At 55.3% G+C, this 14,674-nt stretch carries 13 protein-coding genes; 9 read left to right on the top strand and 4 right to left on the bottom strand.

Going from position 1 to position 14,674, the window contains the following annotated elements:
- Window positions 1–28 precede the first annotated feature (28 nt).
- Entirely contained in the window at window positions 29–1,438 is a 1,410-nt protein-coding gene (locus VRC33_RS19040; RefSeq protein WP_338558311.1) for a PLP-dependent aminotransferase family protein, read from the top strand.
- Between the two features lie 25 nt (window positions 1,439–1,463).
- On the opposite strand, the gene VRC33_RS19035 is transcribed toward VRC33_RS19040, so the two are convergent.
- Window positions 1,464–1,946: a YlaC family protein gene (locus VRC33_RS19035; protein WP_338558309.1), complete on the bottom strand. Its 483-nt coding sequence runs from the start codon at window positions 1,944–1,946 to the stop codon at window positions 1,464–1,466.
- Between the two features lie 265 nt (window positions 1,947–2,211).
- Here VRC33_RS19035 and VRC33_RS19030 point away from each other — a divergent pair, with 265 nt between their 5' ends.
- The 5 genes from VRC33_RS19030 to VRC33_RS19010 all read left to right on the top strand — a co-directional run bounded on the left by VRC33_RS19030 (window position 2,212) and on the right by VRC33_RS19010 (window position 6,877).
- Window positions 2,212–2,799, top strand: a complete 588-nt coding sequence (locus tag VRC33_RS19030) for a hypothetical protein (protein WP_338558306.1) — start codon at window positions 2,212–2,214, stop codon at window positions 2,797–2,799.
- Between the two features lie 191 nt (window positions 2,800–2,990).
- The gene (locus VRC33_RS19025; protein ID WP_338558304.1) at window positions 2,991–4,427 is read left to right on the top strand and encodes a circularly permuted type 2 ATP-grasp protein; all 1,437 of its coding nucleotides are present in this window, start codon (window positions 2,991–2,993) and stop codon (window positions 4,425–4,427) included.
- Window positions 4,421–5,350 (top strand): alpha-E domain-containing protein, encoded by a 930-nt coding sequence (locus tag VRC33_RS19020; protein ID WP_338558302.1) that lies wholly within the window; start codon window positions 4,421–4,423, stop codon window positions 5,348–5,350. The genes VRC33_RS19025 and VRC33_RS19020 overlap by 7 nt, the downstream gene beginning before the upstream one ends.
- The gene (locus tag VRC33_RS19015) at window positions 5,347–6,147 is read left to right on the top strand and encodes a transglutaminase family protein (RefSeq protein WP_338558300.1); all 801 of its coding nucleotides are present in this window, start codon (window positions 5,347–5,349) and stop codon (window positions 6,145–6,147) included. The genes VRC33_RS19020 and VRC33_RS19015 overlap by 4 nt, the downstream gene beginning before the upstream one ends.
- A gap of 19 nt (window positions 6,148–6,166) precedes the next feature.
- The gene (locus tag VRC33_RS19010) at window positions 6,167–6,877 is read left to right on the top strand and encodes a proteasome-type protease (protein WP_338558298.1); all 711 of its coding nucleotides are present in this window, start codon (window positions 6,167–6,169) and stop codon (window positions 6,875–6,877) included.
- Window positions 6,878–6,910: 33 nt separating this feature from the next.
- Here VRC33_RS19010 and VRC33_RS19005 read toward each other — a convergent pair whose 3' ends face one another.
- Window positions 6,911–8,200 carry a serine hydrolase domain-containing protein gene (locus VRC33_RS19005; protein WP_338558296.1) on the bottom strand — a complete coding sequence of 430 codons (1,290 nt, stop codon included), beginning with the start codon at window positions 8,198–8,200 and terminating at the stop codon, window positions 6,911–6,913.
- A gap of 470 nt (window positions 8,201–8,670) precedes the next feature.
- On the opposite strand from VRC33_RS19005, the gene VRC33_RS19000 reads away from it, so the two are divergent.
- The 3 genes from VRC33_RS19000 to yjiA are packed head-to-tail and all read left to right on the top strand — an operon-like array spanning window position 8,671 to window position 12,100.
- On the top strand, window positions 8,671–10,809 hold the full coding sequence (locus VRC33_RS19000; RefSeq protein ID WP_338564915.1) for a carbon starvation CstA family protein: 2,139 nt from the start codon (window positions 8,671–8,673) through the stop codon (window positions 10,807–10,809).
- Window positions 10,810–10,857: 48 nt separating this feature from the next.
- Window positions 10,858–11,061, top strand: a complete 204-nt coding sequence (locus VRC33_RS18995; RefSeq protein ID WP_338558292.1) for a YbdD/YjiX family protein — start codon at window positions 10,858–10,860, stop codon at window positions 11,059–11,061.
- Between the two features lie 19 nt (window positions 11,062–11,080).
- On the top strand, window positions 11,081–12,100 hold the full coding sequence (gene yjiA / locus VRC33_RS18990) for a GTPase (RefSeq protein WP_338558290.1): 1,020 nt from the start codon (window positions 11,081–11,083) through the stop codon (window positions 12,098–12,100).
- A 29-nt stretch (window positions 12,101–12,129) separates the two neighbouring features.
- Here the strand turns inward: yjiA and btsR are convergent, their stop codons facing one another.
- Both btsR and VRC33_RS18980 read right to left on the bottom strand, forming a co-directional pair.
- Entirely contained in the window at window positions 12,130–12,849 is a 720-nt protein-coding gene (gene btsR / locus VRC33_RS18985; RefSeq protein ID WP_338558288.1) for a two-component system response regulator BtsR, read from the bottom strand.
- A 67-nt stretch (window positions 12,850–12,916) separates the two neighbouring features.
- Window positions 12,917–14,602 carry a sensor histidine kinase gene (locus VRC33_RS18980; RefSeq protein ID WP_338558285.1) on the bottom strand — a complete coding sequence of 562 codons (1,686 nt, stop codon included), beginning with the start codon at window positions 14,600–14,602 and terminating at the stop codon, window positions 12,917–12,919.
- Window positions 14,603–14,674: the final 72 nt, after the last annotated feature.

Below are 14,674 nucleotides of genomic sequence, written 5' to 3'. Positions count from 1 at the left end.
AAATCTTACATCCGGATATGTAACAGTTTTGGCAAAATATCAGCAGCTTATCGATCGGCTCCAGCAGCAGATTTCTCAGGAAGTCTGGCTGCCGGGGCAAAAACTGCCCTCGCTCCGCGAACAGGTCGCCCTCAGCGGCATGAGCCTGATGACGGTGATGCACGCCTATCAGGTGCTGGAAAGCCAGGGTTGGATCCAGTCGCGTCCACAGTCGGGGTACTATGTTGCCCCACGGGCGGAATTTATCAGCCAGCCTGCGAGCCATCAGAAGGTGCAACTGGCGGAGTCTGTTGATATCAATGCCTTTATTTTTGATGTTTTACAGGCTTGCCGCGATCCCCGTATTTTGCCCTTTGGTTCGGCGTTTCCCGATCCTGAGCTGTTTCCTCAGCGCCAGCTGATGCGCTCCCTTTCTGCTGTTTCCCACACGCTGAAACCTGCCGATGCTCTGAATAACCTGCCGCCAGGCAATGAAGCCCTGCGTAAAACGCTGGCGCAGCGGTATGCCCTGCAGGGCATTTCGGTGTCGCCGGATGAGATCGTTATCACCAACGGTGCGATGGAGGCGCTGAACCTCAGCATGCAGGCTGTTACCGAGCCGGGCGACTGGGTGGCTATCGAGAATCCCTGTTTCTATGGGGCGTTGCAGGTGATTGAGCGTCTCAAGCTCAAGGCCGTGGCCATCGCTACCGATCCGCAACACGGGTTGGATCTGGATGAGTTGGAGCGGGCGCTGGAGCGCTGGCCGATCAAGGCCTGCTGGATGATGACCAACCAGCAGAACCCGGTCGGGCACACGCTCTCCCGAGCCAAAAAGCAGCGGCTGGTGGAGCTGCTGACGCAGCATCAGGTGACCCTGATTGAAGATGATGTTTACAGCGAGCTTTACTTTGGCAGTGAAAAGCCGCTGCCCGCCAAAGCCTTTGAACAGCAGCAAAGCGTGCTGCACTGCTCGTCGTTTTCAAAAAATCTGGTGGCGGGTTTTCGGGTTGGCTGGGTAGCGGCGGGGAAACATGCTCAGCGAATCCAGCGACTACAGCTGATGAGTACCCTCTCTACCAGCACCCCTATGCAGCTGGCGCTGGCAAATTACCTGATGACCCGCAGCTATGACAGCCACCTGCGCAAATTGCGGATGGTGCTGGAGCAGAGGAAAAATCAGGCCCGGCATTCTCTGAGGCGTCATCTTCCCGCAGAAATCAGAATCAACGACTCGCAGGGGGGCTACTTTCTGTGGATTGAACTGCCACGGCAGGTGAACACCACCGAGCTTTACTATCGCGCGCTGAGGCACAACATCAGTATCGCACCGGGCAAAATGTTCTCTTCAGGTGAACAGTATGCCAACTATTTTCGTTTTAATGCGTCGTGGGAGTGGGGCGATGCGCAGGAGGCGGCGGTAGCTGTGCTGGGTGGGTTAATAGCAGAGATGCTTTAGGGCCAGCCTGGCTGGCCCGCAGAGATTAAACGGTGGAGGCGCGTTTCTGGCCCCAGGTCAGATGATAAACATCGTAGAAATCCACTTTGCCTTTCAGCGACAGCAGTTTCTGAATGCCCTGTTTTACGGTCTCTGCCACCTGGCTGCTGGTCAGGATATCCTGCACGGCCTGCTCTGAGAGGGTGCGATCGTAATACCACTCTCCGTTGTAACAGACACGAAGATCCAGCGTATCGATATCTTCAAAACGGTAGCGTGGATTCACATCCAGCATCATCAGCCCGCTCATCAGCAGCACGAAAATGGTCGCGCCCCAGAACGCAGGCCAGCCAAGGAATTCTGTGGTAAAGATCAGCGCCACGGTCAGCGCATAGCAGACATACATAGATGCCCACAGTCCGGGATGATTTTTAAGAAAGGTAAAGCTCAGGCGAGGCCTGTTATCCCGCTGTTCATTGCGGTTCAGCGTGTCAATCTCACGCAGCAGAATCTGTTTTACATCATGCATTATTTATCCCTCACTCGTGACTGTGAACAGTAAACCATAAAGAGACAAGGCAGAGCAGACACAGTTTTTACTTATTCAGCTATAACAGTTATCCGCTCACAAAAAAACCAGGCTTTCAGCAGGCATAAATGCCGGGAGGCTCATTTGAGTTAAGTCCCGTTAAATTAATGCTTTATGTGATCTGCGGCGCTTCGCAAACATTGCTATTTCTGCACGATTTGCCACAATTCATTAACAAACTTTTCCCAGCACCAGGAGACATCGTATGTTGCCGAACTCAGCCAGTCTGCTTGCCATGATGTCCTTTGCCGCCGGGACTTTTTCTTCGGGCACCTCCACCAATCCCCAATATATGACCTTCCAGCCCGCCAGCAATGTGCCTAATAATCCCCTGCCGCTGATTATTTATCCGCAGGTGGTTCCGCAGGAGGTGGAGGACGTTGCCCGCTACTTCGAAGATCTTTTCGCCCGCCATCAATGGCTGCCGCGCTGGCGTTACCCGGTTTTCCCTTATACCCATTATCACCCTAATACCCACGAGTTGCTGGGCATCAGTGCCGGATGGGCACAGATTTTATTTGGGGGTGAAACGGGCAGGGCAGTCACAGTATACGCCGGTGATGCCGTGTTAATTCCGGCTGGCGTCGGCCATCAGCAACTGGCCGCCAGCGAAGACTTCTTTGCCGTAGGCGCTTATCCTCGTGGCATGCAGCCCGAAACCCACCGGGATGAGCCGCAGGTGATGAACCAGGCTTTACTGGAAATCAAGCGGGTCCCACTGCCGCAGACCGATCCGATCACCGGCAAAGAGGGCGCAGTGACTGAAATCTGGCATCCTCTGGCGCAAAACTGATAGCTTTTTAAACGCACCTTTTCGGTGCGTTTCCTTTCCTGCCTTCCTTTCATGGACCGATGCCACACGGCTATATCCAGTCATGCTGCGGAGTAAAACTGGCGCTGCATCGACCCCCTCCTGTCTGCGATGTGGACTGGCACGTTTTGTGCAGATTCAGAGACGGGTTCACTGAAAGTGGAAGGGAAATCATGAATCAAGGCTATGAAGTCGCATCAGGTTTTTATGATGAAATGCTGCTGGGCAGTGGACAGCATCGCCAGCACTATCGCGATTACTGGCACTGGCTGCAGAAATCTGACCACCAGGCCTTCATCCGCAAACGGGAAGAGGCCGAACTGCTGTTTCACCGCGTAGGGATTACCTTCAACGTTTACGGTGAAGAGGGTGGCGCAGAGAGAGTGATCCCCTTCGACAGCGTGCCGCGTATTATTCCGGCCAGCGAATGGGCAATGCTCGACAAAGGGATCCGCCAGAGAGTTCAGGCGCTTAACGCTTTTCTTCATGACATCTATCACGAGCAGCATATTCTCAAAGCGGGGATTATCCCGGCGGAGCAGGTGCTGGTGAATGACCAGTATCAGCCCTGTATGCAGGGGATCGCTCTGCACCGGGGTATCTATGCGCACATCTGTGGCGTGGATATGGTTCGCAACAGTGATGGGGAATACTACGTGCTGGAGGACAACCTGCGTACCCCGTCGGGCGTCTCCTACATGCTGGAAAACCGCAAAATGATGATGCGGCTCTATCCTGAACTGTTCGCGCAACAGCGTATCGCTCCCGTAGAACGTTATCCATCCCATCTGCTGCAAACCCTGCGCGAAAGCTCTCCGGTCAACGATCCTGTGGTGGTTGTGCTGACGCCGGGACGGTTCAACAGCGCCTATTTCGAACACAGTTTCCTGGCCCAGCAAATGGGCGTGGAGCTGGTTGAGAGTGCCGATCTCTTTGTGAAAGATGGCGCGGTCATGATGCGAACCACCGCCGGGCCGTGCAAAGTCGATGTGATTTATCGCCGTGTGGACGATGCGTTCCTTGACCCACTGGCCTTCCGGGCAGACTCCATGCTGGGGGTGCCAGGGCTGTTGTCGGTTTACCGGGCCGGGAATGTGGTGCTGGCTAATGCCATAGGGACCGGCGTGGCGGATGATAAATCGATCTATCCCTACGTGCCGGATATGGTGAAGTTCTACCTCTCTGAAGAGCCGATCCTGAACAATGTGCCGACCTGGCAGTGCCGCCGGCCTGACGAGCTCTCCTGGGTACTGGCGAACCTGGCAAAGCTGGTGGTGAAAGAGGTGCACGGGGCGGGCGGCTACGGCATGTTGATTGGCCCCGTCGCCAGCCAGAAGCAGCTGGATGAGTTCCGTTCCCTGTTACTTGCCAGGCCGCATAACTACATTGCCCAGGAGACGCTGGCGCTTTCAACCTGTCCGACTTTTGTTGGCCAGGGGCTGGCACCCCGGCATATCGATTTACGGCCCTTTGCCCTGAGCGGCGCGGAGATCCGTCTGGTGCCGGGCGGCCTGACCCGCGTGGCGCTGGCTGAAGGATCGCTGGTGGTGAACTCGTCGCAGGGCGGAGGCACCAAAGATACCTGGGTTCTGGAGGATGACGCATGCTGAGTCGCACAGCCAGTGGCCTGTACTGGATGGCGCGCTATCTGGAGCGTGCCGAAAATATTGCCCGCGTGCTGGACGTGACGAATCGCCTGTCATTGATGCCGGTTCGTAGCAGCCTGGATGATGAACTGCGCGTGCCGCTGAATCTTACCAGCACCAGCGAGCTGTTCTGGACGCTGAACGATCGGCTGACCATGCCGCAATTGTTCAACTTTTTTGTGCTTGATGAGCGCAATCCCGGCAGTATTTTTTGCTGTTGGGAATCCGCCTGGAACAATGCCCATGCCGTGCGTGGCAGCCTCTCTTCTGAAGTGTGGGAAAGCATCAACTCCAGCTGGATTGAGATGCGTAAGCTACGCCGCAAAGGGGTGGACAGCAGCGGAGCCGACGCCTTTTTTGACTGGGTAAAAGAGCGTTCGCATCTGTTCCGTGGCGCCATGTTTGGCACGCTGATGCGTGGTGATGCCATGAGCTTTATCCGGCTGGGAACCTTGCTGGAGCGGGCAGACTGCACCGCGCGATTGCTGGATGTCACCCTCTCTCTGACCGAGCAGGATGATGATTCGGTGCGGGAATATTATCGCCTGGATACCTTGCTGCGATCGGTTTCGGCCCGCGAGGCTTATCACACTATCTACAGGCAGCAGCTCGCCAGTGGCAGCGTCAACGAGATGTTGATCCTGCGCGAAGAGAGCCCGCGATCCCTGAGATCCTGCATTGAAGAGATCGTCAACCAGCTGAATCTGATCGGCGGCAGTGGTGAAAACCGCCCACGCCTGCTGGTGGCGATGCTCTATGCGCAGCTACGCTTCACCTCTTATGACTCGCTGGTCAGTGCAGGGATCCACAGCTGGCTACGCAATTTTCTGGGCGATCTGGGCACCATTGCAGAGAGCATTCAACAGACTTACCTGGAGGCCAAATGAAACTGGATATTGCCCATAAAACCTGTTTCAGCTATCAAAGCCTGGTGAAGCAAAGCACCCAGTATCTGCGGCTGACGCCGCAGGATTCCATTCATCAGCAGATCCTTTCGTGGGATCTCTACCTGCCTGAACAGGCTATCTGCACTACAGATACCTATGGCAACGTGCTGCATGTGCTGACGCTGGATACGCCCCATCAGTCAATTGAGATTGAAGCGCGTGGGGTGGTTGAAATTCTGGATGACGGCGATCTGTCGCCCGATCCTGACAGCCGTCTTTCCCCTCTGGTGTTCCTGCGTCTCACGCCGCTGACCCAGCCTGATGCCGCTATCCGGGATTTTGCCCAGCGCTATTTCCGGCCGGAGGCACCGCTTGCGGGGCTGGATCGCCTGATGGATGAACTGCTGCTGAAGATGCCTTACCAGCCCGGCAGCACCATAGTGACGGATAGCGCGGCAAAAGTGTTTGCAGCGGGAACCGGGGTCTGTCAGGACCACAGCCATGTGTTCCTGGCCTGCTGCCGCAGTCTGCATATCCCGGCTCGCTATGTAAGCGGATACCTTTATACTGATTCAGTAGAGCATGTGGCGACCCACGCCTGGGTTGAAGCCTGGGTGGAGGGAAGCTGGCACAGCTTTGACATCACCAACAATACCCGCAGCACCCGACAGCATCTCAAACTGGCGATAGGCGTCGACTATATGGACGCCTGTCCGGTCAGGGGGATGAGGCTTGGTGGCGGCAACGAAGACATGCTGGCAGTGGCTGCGGTGCAACTGGTGAATTCGCAGCAGTAATAATCTTATCGGGCAAACTATGACTTACTGTGTGGCAATGCGTTTATCGTCAGGGATGATTTTTGTATCGGACTCCCGGACTAATGCGGGAGTCGACCATATCTCTTCCTTCCGGAAGCTGCACGTTTTTCAGCAGGATGATGAGCGTACGCTGGTGCTGCAAAGCGCCGGTAATCTCGCCACCACACAAAGTGCCCTCAGCCTGCTCAGGCGAGGGTGCGAAGACGCCAGCAAGCCTAACCTGATGAGCTGTAGCAACATGTATGACGTGGCTCTGCTGGTGGGGGAAACCCTGCGTGAAGTCATCAAGCGTGACGGGGAGGAGTTTGGTGGCACGCTGATGCTGGGCGGGCAAATCAGAGGCGAGGAGCCACGGCTGTTCCAGATTTATCCCCAGGGAAATTTTATTGAATCCAGCACTGATACGCCCTATTTCCAGATAGGCGAGAGCAAATACGGCAAACCGATTATCGACCGGGTACTGCGTTTTGATACGCCGCTGGACCAGGCGATGCAGTGCGCGTTGATCTCAATGGATTCCACGCTCGCCAGTAATATCTCCGTAGGCTTGCCGCTGGATGTGATGATCTATCCCTGCGACAGCTACAGCACCGCACAGCAGTACCATATCACTGAAAAACATCCCTATTACTCGCAGATTCGCCAGCTATGGAGCGCCGGTCTGCTAAGCGTATTTGCCCAGCTTCCTCCGTTGCAACTGGACGACTAACCGCTTTCCTGAAGGCGGCACGTCTGCCGCCTTTTACTTACTCTCTGCCAGCTTCATCAGTTTGCCGCTCTGAACCGCCAGGTGCCGTGCTGGCTCCTGATACTCCGGGCTTACTGAATTTGCCGCGTTGGGCTGACATGCGCCAGGGCGATCCTCACTCTCAGCCAGCCGCATCAGCATCCGGTGGCCAATATCATTGTCCCAGTTAAAGCTGTTCTGCAGCACGACTATGGCCGTGCGGTGTTTGATATCCATCCCGATATAACTGGCATAGCCCCCGATAAACCCGGACTGATACATGATGCTCTGGCCATTGATATTGTTGCTCAGCCAGGCCAGCGCGGAGGAGTCGTTTTGCGGCTCCTTAAAGCGAATGGTGGTCGCATCGTCAAAAGCCCGATCAAGGCTGACACTGCCGCTGCCATTAAGATGCGCATCAAGGTAGGTCAGCAGATCGTTGGCGCTGGACCACAGCGACGCGGCTCCCACCATATAGCCGGAAAAATGCCAGTCTGGCACTCTCTCTCCCCGACGAACAAATTTCGGCTGATCGCCCGCATGTCCTCTGGCCCGCTGTGCGTAACCCGGCAATATTTGCGGAACATATCCGGTATGTTTCAGGCCAAGAGCCGCGATGATTTGCTGCCCGGCGATCGTCTGGGGCGGCTGCCCGCTGTGCTTCGCGATCGCGTAATCCAGCAGGGAGTAGCCAAGGTTGGAATAGATAACTGAACGCCGGGCAGGGCGATGGAAATCGCTCAGGTAAGCTGTGAAATCGCCTTTATCCAGATCGTCGTAAAAAGGCTCTCCGGTAAAGAGATAGCGGGCTAATTTCCCCAGCATTGGCAGCGTATCCACCTGCCGTGGCAGACCTGAAGTGTGGGTGGCCAGCTCAGAAAGGGTGATCTGACCTGCATCTTTGCTTAACGGAATCTCACTGCCCAGCATCTCACGCAGGGTGCTGCTCCAGTTCAGCCTGCCCTGTTCCACCAGCAGGGCGGCACTTTCAGCGGTGAATCCTTTGGTGACGGACCCTACGGCAAACAGCGTGTCACCTGTCACCGGAATTTTGTGGTCGTTATCGGTATAGCCGTAACTGAACACCTGGCGCTGGCCGTTATGCAATAACGCCACCACCACGCCGGGGGTGCGATGCTGGTCAATCAGCGGCTGCGCCAGGGCATCAATCTGATGCTGAACAGAGATATGGCAGGTTGCCAGCAGGCTGGCCTGCTCAGAAGTGTCGATATTATTGCTGGAGAGGGAAGCGCAGCCGCTGAGCAGCAAACATCCGGAGAGCAACAGGGATTTCAGGTTTGTCATAGTGCCATGCCGTACTGATGATTTTGGCTGCCGCGTGGTATTTAGCTTCATCAGTAAGACATCAGCGTGATATTCCACGCCAGATTTCCGTTAATGCCAAAGAATTACGTCTGCAGTTAATTAAAATAATCAATCAAAATAATGGGTTAGATTTAGTTCTATTTTAACCTGGTGTGAATGTGTACGGCAAGCGCAGTGGCCTGATGATGTTGCACTATAAACTGTGAGGCCGGTCAAATAATTAACCCACTGAAAAACAGTAAAAAACCGCCTGGTGCCACAGAGTACCGCTTAGCCCGCCTGAACAACCACTGAGTCATTTATTCCCCCGGCAGGAGCAGAAATTAGCCAACATAGTACCGGCCCACGGGGCGGCTCTTTTCTGATAAATGGTCTTGATAAGCCAGTCAAAATATCACTGCCGTTTGATTCTTTATTAACATCAGGCATCTCAATATGATCGGAAAAAAATAACCAGGCATCTGCCCTGGGCGATTATCGGCCTTATCGGGGCTTTCTGTCTGGCAACGGTGGCCTTACGCCGGGGTGAACACGTCAGTGCGCTGTGGATTGTCGTCGCCTCTGTGTCGGTTTATCTGGTGGCTTACCGCTATTACAGCCTCTATATCGCGCAAAAGGTCATGAAGCTTGACCCAACCCGCGCGACGCCAGCCGTTATCAATAATGACGGGCTGAATTACGTCCCCACCAATAAATTTGTCCTGTTTGGTCACCACTTCGCGGCAATCGCCGGGGCTGGTCCGCTGGTGGGGCCGGTGCTGGCGGCACAGATGGGCTATTTGCCGGGCGTTCTCTGGCTGCTGGCCGGTGTGGTGCTGGCCGGCGCGGTGCAGGACTTTATGGTGCTGTTTATCTCTTCCCGTCGAAACGGTGCCTCTCTGGGGGAAATGGTGAAGGAGGAGATGGGGGCAGTACCGGGAACCATCGCGCTGTTCGGCTGTTTTATCATTATGATCATTATCCTGGCGGTGCTGGCGCTGATCGTGGTGAAAGCGCTGGCCGAAAGCCCCTGGGGCGTGTTTACCGTCTGCTCAACGGTGCCGATTGCCCTGTTTATGGGTATTTATATGCGCTTTCTGCGCCCTGGCCGGGTGGGTGAAATCTCCGTCATCGGCATTATTCTGCTGGTTGCCTCTATCTGGTTCGGTGGCGTGATTGCTCATGATCCCTACTGGGGACCGGCGCTGACCTTTAAAGACACCACCATCACCTTTACGCTGATTGGCTATGCGTTTGTCTCTGCGCTGCTGCCGGTCTGGCTGATTCTGGCCCCGCGCGACTATCTGGCAACCTTCCTGAAAATCGGCGTGATCATCGGGCTGGCGCTGGGGATCATCATCCTGAATCCGGACCTGAAAATGCCGGCAATGACCCAGTACATCGATGGCACCGGGCCACTGTGGAAGGGAGCATTGTTCCCATTCCTGTTTATTACCATTGCCTGCGGGGCCGTTTCCGGCTTCCATGCCCTGATTGCTTCGGGCACCACACCCAAGCTGCTGGCCTTCGAAACTGAAGCGCGGTTTATCGGATATGGTGCCATGCTTATGGAATCCTTTGTGGCGGTAATGGCTCTGGTGGCGGCTTCCATTATTGAGCCTGGCCTCTACTTTGCCATGAACACGCCACCGGCCGGGCTGGGCATCACTATGCCCAACCTGCACGAATTGGGCTCGGCCAATGCGGCAGCGATCATGGCACAACTGCATGAAGTCACGGCGCATGCGGCGGCCACGGTCAGCGCCTGGGGCTTTGTGATCTCCCCTGAGCAGATTTTGCAAACGGCGAAAGATATTGGCGAACCTTCAGTCCTTAACAGGGCGGGTGGCGCACCGACTCTGGCAGTGGGGATTGCGATGGTGTTCCATAAGATTGTACCGGTAGCGGATATGGGCTTCTGGTACCACTTTGGCATCCTGTTTGAAGCGCTGTTTATCCTGACCGCACTGGACGCGGGCACCCGTTCCGGACGCTTTATGCTGCAGGATCTGTTGGGGAATTTTGTTCCCTTCCTGAAAAAAACGGATTCGCTGGTAGCGGGGATCATCGGCACAGCTGGTTGTGTGGGACTCTGGGGCTACCTGCTCTATCAGGGCGTGGTGGATCCGCTTGGCGGCGTGAAAAGCCTGTGGCCACTGTTCGGTATTTCGAACCAGATGCTGGCGGCAGTGGCTCTGGTGCTGGTGACCGTCATCCTGGTCAAAATGCAGCGTACCCGATATATCTGGGTGACGGTGGTTCCCGCCAGCTGGCTGCTGATCTGTACCACCTGGGCGCTGGCAATGAAACTCTTCAGCAGCAGGCCAGAGATGGAAGGTTTCTTCTATATGGCAAAAGAGTACAAAGCTCGTGTTCTTGCCGGTGAAGGCGAACTCACAGCCCAGCAAATTGCCAACATGAATCACATTGTGGTCAATAATTACACCAATGCAGGGCTGAGTATTCTGTTCCTGGTGGTAGTCTACAGCATTATCTTTTACGGCATCCGCGCCGCAATCAGGGCGCGCCGCTCTCCGGAGCGTACGGATAAAGAGACGCCGTATGTCGCGATACCGGAAGAGGGTGTGAAAATATCTTCCGGCCACTGACAGTCCTTGAAGCCCCGCTCAGGCGGGGCCGTCCAGTCGGGAGACGTTATGTTTGGTAATTTAGGCGAAGCAAAAAAATACCTGGGCCAGGCCGCCAAAATGCTGATCGGCATTCCCGATTACGATACCTATGTTCAGCATATGCAAACCAACCATCCGGACAAACCGGTCATGACCTATAACGAGTTTTTCCGCGAACGCCAGCAGGCCCGTTACGGTGGTGATGGAAAGGGCGGCATGCGCTGTTGCTGAGAAATACAGGAGAGTGGGCATGACCCAGATTGCGGTAACGGTATTAACCGGATTTTTAGGGGCAGGCAAGACCACGCTGTTGCGCCATATTCTTCATGAGCAGCACGGCTACAAAATTGCAGTGATAGAGAATGAGTTTGGTGAAGTCCCTGTCGATGATCAGTTGATCGTCGCCCAGGCCACCCAGCTCAGAACGCTGAGTAACGGCTGCATTTGCTGCACCCGCTCGACTGAACTTGAAGAGACGCTGCTGGACCTGCTTGCCAGCCTGGATCGTGGGGAAGCAGAGTTTGACCGGTTAATCATTGAGTGTACCGGAATGGCCGATCCGGGGCCGATCGTTCAGGCGTTTTTTACCCATGAAACGCTGTGCGAGCGCTATCTGCTGGATGGCGTTATCACCCTGGTGGATGCCGTCCATGCGGAACAGCAGCTGGATAAATTCACCGTGGCACAGTCTCAGGTGGGTTACGCCGATCGTTTGTTGCTGACCAAAACGGATCTGGCAGGAGAGAGCAGTGAGTTGACTGCGCGGCTGCAACGTATCAACGCTCGGGCGCCTGTTTGTCCGGTGGTAAATGGCAGAATTGATCTGGCGCTGCTGTTTAACACCCGGGGGTTTATGCTGGAGGAAAACGTGGTCCAGACCGGGCAGCGCTTCCACTTTATTTCTTCGCAGCAGAACGAAGTCACTTCAGTGGTGGTGGCGCTGGACTATCCGGTGGTGCTTGAAGAGGTTTCTGCCGTGATGGAAAAGCTGCTGGTGAGCTTTGCGGATAACCTGTTGCGCTATAAAGGCATGCTGTGGATTGCTGGCGACTCACGCCGTCTGTTATTCCAGGGCGTGCAGCGCCTCTACAGTGCAGACTGGGATCGTGAGTGGCAGGTTGATGAGACGCCGCAAAGTCAGCTGGTCTTTATTGGCATTCAGCTACCTGAGCAGGCGATTCGCCAGGCTTTCGCAGGCTTACGCCAGAACCCGGATGCGGCGCTTACAGCCCCAGGCTTTTCTTCAGCGGTCTCAGGTAACGACGACTGACCGGCTTGATAAGGCTGTTGTGCAATATTTTACAGCCCCAGGCTTTTCTTCAGTGGTTTCAGGTAACGACGACTGACCGGTACGGTAAGCCCGCTGCGCAGTAACAACTCCGCCTGGCCATTATCCTCCAGGCGGATCTCCTTCAGATGCGCCATATTCACCAGATACTGGCGATGGCAGCGCAGTAAAGCAGTCCGTCCCTCCAGCGTGCGTAGCGTCAACTCGGTGATCCCCTCATTACCGGCGGCGCTGGTGACGTATATTCCGCTCAGGCGGCTGCTGACAAAGGCGACATCCTCCATCGGTAACAGATAAATACGGCTGTGACCGCTACAGGGAATAAACTGCAAAGGCTGCTGGCTTTCCGGCAGTAGCGACAGATCCTGAGGTTTCTGCTCCTGACGCAAACGGGTCAGGGTTTTCGCCAGGCGCTCAGCGGCCACGGGCTTAAGTAAATAGTCAAAAGCGTGTTCCTCGAAGGCTTTCACTGCGTACTCATCAAAAGCGGTCAGAAAAACGATCCGGGGGCGGCGGGCATCATCCAGCATGCTCACCATTTCCAGCCCGTTGATGCGTGGCATCTGGATATCCACAAACAGCACGTCGGGCTGCAAGCGGTGAACCGCGGCAATCGCCTCAACGGCGTTGGCGCACTCTCCGACAATGTCGATATCCTGTTCATCCTGTAACAGAATGCGCAGGTTTTCCCTCGCCAGGGGTTCATCATCGACAATCATTATTCTCAACATGGCGTCTCCAGCCTCAGGCTGTACAGGTTATGCCGTGCCAGCCGATTCTCACCGACAATCATTATTCTCAACATATTCCTTCCTCCAGCGGCAGCCGCAGGATGATGCGGGTTGACTGCTCCGGTTCGCAATGCACGGTGATGCCGTAATCATCGCCAAAATGGGCCCGTAACCGCTTATCCACCAGGTTCATCCCTAATCCCTGCGTATTCTGAGGCTGATAAAGCCCGGCGTTATCCTCTATGGCCAGAAGCAGATGCCCCTGTTCCTGCCGCGCCTGGATAAAAACGTCACCTCTGCCAAGCTGCTGTGAAGTGCCGTGCTTTATCGCGTTTTCAACCAGCGGTTGCAGGCTGAAAGCGGGTAGCTGGCAATGTGATAATGCGTCCGGAATCTCTATCCGCACGTTAAGCTGTGACTGAAAGCGCGCCTTTTCAATTTGCAGGTAGGCATTCACATGTTCAATTTCGTCGGCCAGCGTCACTATCTCCGAGGGGCGCTTGAGATTTTTACGGAAAAACGTCGACAAATCCTGCACCAGCAGTCCGGCCTGATCCCTGTCGCGACGGATCACCGCAACCAGCGTATTCAGCGCATTAAACAGAAAATGCGGGTTAACCTGAGCGTGCAGCAGTTTAATTTCCGACTGAGCCAGCAGCGCCTTTTGCTGTTCGTACTTACCGGCAAGAATCTGTGCCGACAGCAACTGGGCAATACCTTCACCCAGCGTGCGGTTGATCGAACTGAACAGCCGGTTTTTGGCTTCATAGAGTTTGATGGTGCCGATCACCCGTTGATTCTCACCCCTCAGCGGGATCACCAGGGTGGAACCCAGCTTGCATTGAGGATCGATCGAGCAGCAGTAGGGGACTTCATTGCCGTCGGCATACACCACTTCTCCGGTATCGATCGCGCGAAAGGTATAAGCGGAGGAAATGGCCGTGCCCGGCAGATGATGGTCATCGCCAGTACCGGTGAAGGCCAGCAGTTTTTCGCGATCGGTGATAGCAACCGCGCCAATCTCCAGCCCGGAATAGATGACCTGAGCCACTTTCAGGCTGTTCTCTTCGTTAAACCCCTGCCGCAGGATCCCCTCAGTAGAGGCCGCAACCCTGAGGGCTACCGCCGAAAAAGCCGAGGTATATTTCTCAAACATCGCCCGCTTATCCAGCAGGATACGCATAAACATCGCGGCCCCCAGCGTGTTGGTGACCATCATCGGCGCAGCAATGCTTTGCACCAGGTGCAGTGCGTCCTGAAACGGACGGGCGATCAGTAAAATGATCGCCATCTGCACCAGTTCGGCAATAAAAGTAATTACGCCCGCCGTCAGGGGGCTGAAGACTTTATCGGCACGGCCCATTCTGATCAGCACGCTGTGCATCAGGCCGCCCAACAGCCCCTCGGCAATGGTAGAGATCATACAGCTCAGCGCCGTCATCCCGCCAAGAGAGTAACGATGCAACCCTCCGGTCAGGCCCACCAGACCGCCCACCACCGGGCCGCCCAGTAAGCCGCCGATCACCGCCCCGATAGCGCGCGTATTGGCTATTGAGTCTTCGATATGCAACCCGAAATAAGTGCCCATGATGCAGAAAATTGAGAAGGTGATATAGCAGAGAAGCTTGTGCGGCAGGCGCACGGTAACCTGCATTAAAGGGATAAAAAGGCGGGTTTTGCTCATAAGCCAGGCGATGACCAGAAACACGCACATCTGTTGTAAAAGCAGTAAAATCAGATCGACTTCGTACATGCCCGCCGCTGCCCGTCAGGAAAAAAGGCAACATACGCGAAAACCAGCACCATTGGATTGTGTGGCGGCACA

This window comes from Erwinia sp. E_sp_B01_1 (assembly GCF_036865545.1).
GTDB lineage: Bacteria > Pseudomonadota > Gammaproteobacteria > Enterobacterales > Enterobacteriaceae > Erwinia.
Note: the sequence above shows the minus strand (reverse complement) of the source record. Positions and strands in the feature narration are given on the sequence as shown.